The organism is Paraburkholderia sp. (assembly GCF_034668105.1).
Lineage (GTDB): Bacteria > Pseudomonadota > Gammaproteobacteria > Burkholderiales > Burkholderiaceae > Paraburkholderia.
This window is the reverse complement of the sequence record NZ_JAXDPY010000093.1, coordinates 1-3,195: the sequence shown is the minus strand read 5'-3', so window position 1 is coordinate 3,195 and position 3,195 is coordinate 1. Positions and strand designations below refer to the sequence as shown.

Sequence of the window (3,195 nt, the reverse complement as noted above, 5' to 3'; positions counted from 1 at the left end):
TTTCATCGAATTCCGCTAGAAAAAAGCTTGAGACAAAGAGAGACACGGCCGACGCGCGCCGTGTTCAACAGATTTTTTATTCGTCGCTCGCGGGTGCGTGCGGGGCATCCAGCCCTCGCGCCACCTCGCCCGTTTCAGCGATCACGAACGACACGGCGTAGTCGCGTTCGTCGCTGATCGTCACGCGCGCCGTGATGCCACGCGCGTCGAGCCATTCAGCGAGCTCGCCCGATGCAACCACCATGGGCTCGCCGCTCGGCCTGTTGAGGGTTTGCAGAGCGCGCCAGGTCATCGGCCAGCGCATGCCGAGGCCGATCGCTTTCGAGAACGCTTCTTTGGCGGAGAATCGCGTCGCGAGAAAGGCGAGACCGCGCGCCGCCGACCGCGCATGGCGAGCGTGATACACGCGCAGCTCGTCCGGACCGAGCACTTTCTCGGCGAAGCGCCCGTTGGTGCGCGTCATCACCGCGGCCACGCGGCTGACCTGAACGATGTCCGTGCCGATGCCGTAGATCGTCATCTGCGATGCGCGCGGCGTTACGCGCGTGCGCCGAGACGGGCGGCGACCATGATCGCCTTCATCTCGCGCACTGCGTTTTCCCAGCCCGCGAAGATCGCATGCGCGACAATCGCGTGGCCGATATTCAATTCGACGATGCCCTCGATCGCGGCGATCTGCTGAACGTTGGTGTAGTGCAAACCGTGGCCCGCATTGACCTTGATGCCGAGCGTGGCGCCGAATTCGACAGCACGCACCACCCGCTCGTATTCGCGCTGCTGCTCGGCCGGATCGTGCGCTTCGGCATAGCGGCCCGTGTGCAACTCGATTACCGGTGCGCCCGCTTCGTGCGCGGCGCGGATTTGCGTTTCGTCCGGATCGATGAAGAGCGACACGCGCGAATTCGCTTCGGCGAGTTGCTTGCAGGCGGCGCGCACGGCCTCGAACTGGCCGGCGACGTCGAGGCCGCCTTCAGTGGTCAGTTCCTGGCGTTTTTCCGGCACGAGGCAAACGTCGTGGGGCTCGACTTCACACGCGATGTCGAGCATCTCCTGGGTCACGGCGCATTCGAGATTCATGCGCGTTTTCAGGAGCGGCCGAAGTGTGCGCACGTCGGCATCGACGATATGGCGGCGGTCTTCACGCAAATGCAACGTGATCACGTCAGCGCCGGCCTCTTCGGCCATCAACGCGGCGCGGATCGGATCGGGGTAAGCGGTGCCGCGCGCGTTGCGCAGCGTGGCGACGTGATCGATATTCACGCCCAGGTCAATCACATTCGGCGACGTAAGAAAGAAGCTCATAAGTTCTGCAAGTCGATCAGTATCTGGCGCGTCGCGAGCGGCGTGCCGCCAAGATAAGTGTTGAGCAGGAAGCGCATCAGCGTTTTACTTTGCGCCACGGTCTGCGCTCGATGGTAATCGTCCTTTTCCATATCGAGCAAGGTCTGTCCGGCGATCACCGGCCATTGTGCGGGCAGATCGTCGGACGCTTCGCGCACGCCGCGCTCCGGGTCGAACACATAGCGGCCTTCGGCCTGCACGGCTTTGCGCGCGACGGTGCGATCGAGCGCCATCGCATAACCGGTTTCGCGCAGCAGCACACGTTCGAACGAACGCAGCACCTGCACCGGCGGTTCGTCATGCGCGAGGCGCGTCATGGTGACGACATAGTGATGGAACAGCTGCGGATGCGGATCTTCGCGCGCGCAGAACTTGACCAGCAGTTCGTTGACATAGAAGCCGCAGAGCAGCGCATCGCCCGCTAGCGGCAACATGCCGCCGACCCAGTCGGCACCGGTCAACGTGCGCACTTCGGATTTGCCGGACCATGACAAGGCAAGCGGCTGGAAGGTCTGCAGCACGCCGCGCAAAGCGGAGTGCGGACGTTTCGCGCCCTTCGCGACGAGCGCGAGGCGGCCGTGATCGCGCGACAGCACGTCGATGATCAGACTGGTTTCGCGGTACGGATAGCTGTGCAGGACGAAAGCGGGTTGCTCCGCGATCCGGTAGTCGGAAGCGGAGGTGCGAGGCGCGCGGCGCGGCGGCGCTTTGCGCGCTTCGCCTTCGGCGCCTTGAGCGCCTTGAGCGCTTTTGGCACGCGATGAGGATTTTTTGTTACTGCGCGCAGGTCTGGACGGCTCGCGTGCCGGCGCTGCCGGCTCCGAGTCGTCCGGGTCAGCGTCGGAATTCAGCGTCATCCACGCGTCATTCGTACCCATACGCACGGAGTCCGGCTTCGTTGTCCGCCCAGCCGCTCTTCACCTTGATGAAGGTTTCCAGATACACCGGACCATCGAACAGCTTTTCCATGTCGAGGCGCGCCTCAGTGCTGATCTGCTTCAACTTGGCGCCCTTCTGGCCGATGATCATCGCCTTTTGCGTATCGCGCTCCACCATGATGGTCGCGAAAATGCGGCGCAGACGGCCTTCGGTTTCGAACTTGTCGATCAGGACCGTGCTCGTGTACGGCAGTTCGTCGCCGGTCCAGCGGAACACCTTCTCGCGCAGGATCTCGGCGGCGAGGAAGCGCTCGCTGCGATCGGTCAGGTCGTCTTCGCCGTAGATCGGCGCGCCTTCCGGCAGGAACGGCTTGACAGTCGCCATCAGACGCTTGATGTCGTCCGGGTGCTTCGCCGACAACGGCACGATCTCGGCGAATTTGTGCAGCGCGCTGACCTGCTGCATGAACGGGAACAGCGAGTCCTTATCCGACACCCGGTCGAGCTTGTTGGCGATCAGCAGCGTGGGCACCGATGGCGGGATCAGATCGAGCACCTTCTGATCGTCCGGGCCGAAGCGGCCGGCTTCGATCACGAACAGAATCGCGTCCACCGAAGTCAGCGTGGACGTGACCGCGCGGTTGAGCGAGCGGTTCAGCGCGCCGCTGTGCTTGGTCTGGAAACCCGGCGTATCGACGAAAATGTACTGCGCGTCTTCAAGCGTATGAATGCCGGTGATGCGGTGCCGCGTGGTCTGCGCCTTGCGCGACGTGATACTGACTTTCTGGCCGACCAGCGCATTCATCAGCGTGGACTTGCCGACATTCGGGCGGCCGACGATCGCGACCATGCCGCAGCGAAAACCAGTGGGAGTGGGAGCGTTCATATTCGGGCTACGGCAAGTTCGGATCGACGCGCGGGAATGGCGCGCCGATGGCAATCAATGGCCCGCATCGGCGACGCGGGTTTGCACCGC

At 63.4% G+C, this 3,195-nt stretch carries 4 protein-coding genes; all 4 read right to left on the bottom strand.

The window, feature by feature from the left end; genetic code table 11:
* Positions 1 to 76 precede the first annotated feature (76 nt).
* Genes acpS through era form a run of 4 tightly spaced genes read right to left on the bottom strand, consistent with a single transcriptional unit; the run spans position 77 to position 3,105 of the window.
* Positions 77 to 520, bottom strand: a complete 444-nt coding sequence (acpS, locus tag QOC89_RS04695) for a holo-ACP synthase (RefSeq protein ID WP_323043957.1) — start codon at positions 518 to 520, stop codon at positions 77 to 79.
* Positions 521 to 537: 17 nt separating this feature from the next.
* The gene (gene pdxJ, locus QOC89_RS04690) at positions 538 to 1,302 is read right to left on the bottom strand and encodes a pyridoxine 5'-phosphate synthase (RefSeq protein WP_323043956.1); all 765 of its coding nucleotides are present in this window, start codon (positions 1,300 to 1,302) and stop codon (positions 538 to 540) included.
* Positions 1,299 to 2,219, bottom strand: a complete 921-nt coding sequence (gene recO / locus QOC89_RS04685; protein ID WP_323043955.1) for a DNA repair protein RecO — start codon at positions 2,217 to 2,219, stop codon at positions 1,299 to 1,301. Before recO ends, pdxJ begins: the two co-directional genes overlap by 4 nt.
* Positions 2,206 to 3,105, bottom strand: a complete 900-nt coding sequence (gene era, locus QOC89_RS04680) for a GTPase Era (RefSeq protein ID WP_323043954.1) — start codon at positions 3,103 to 3,105, stop codon at positions 2,206 to 2,208. Before era ends, recO begins: the two co-directional genes overlap by 14 nt.
* Between the last annotated feature and the right edge of the window lie 90 nt (positions 3,106 to 3,195).

Coding starts and splice junctions, on each gene's coding strand:
- acpS (WP_323043957.1), bottom strand. CDS start 520: ATGACGATCTACGGCATCGGCACGGACATCGTTCAGGTCAGCCGCGTG.
- era (WP_323043954.1), bottom strand. CDS start 3,105: ATGAACGCTCCCACTCCCACTGGTTTTCGCTGCGGCATGGTCGCGATC.
- recO (WP_323043955.1), bottom strand. CDS start 2,219: ATGGGTACGAATGACGCGTGGATGACGCTGAATTCCGACGCTGACCCG.
- pdxJ (WP_323043956.1), bottom strand. CDS start 1,302: ATGAGCTTCTTTCTTACGTCGCCGAATGTGATTGACCTGGGCGTGAAT.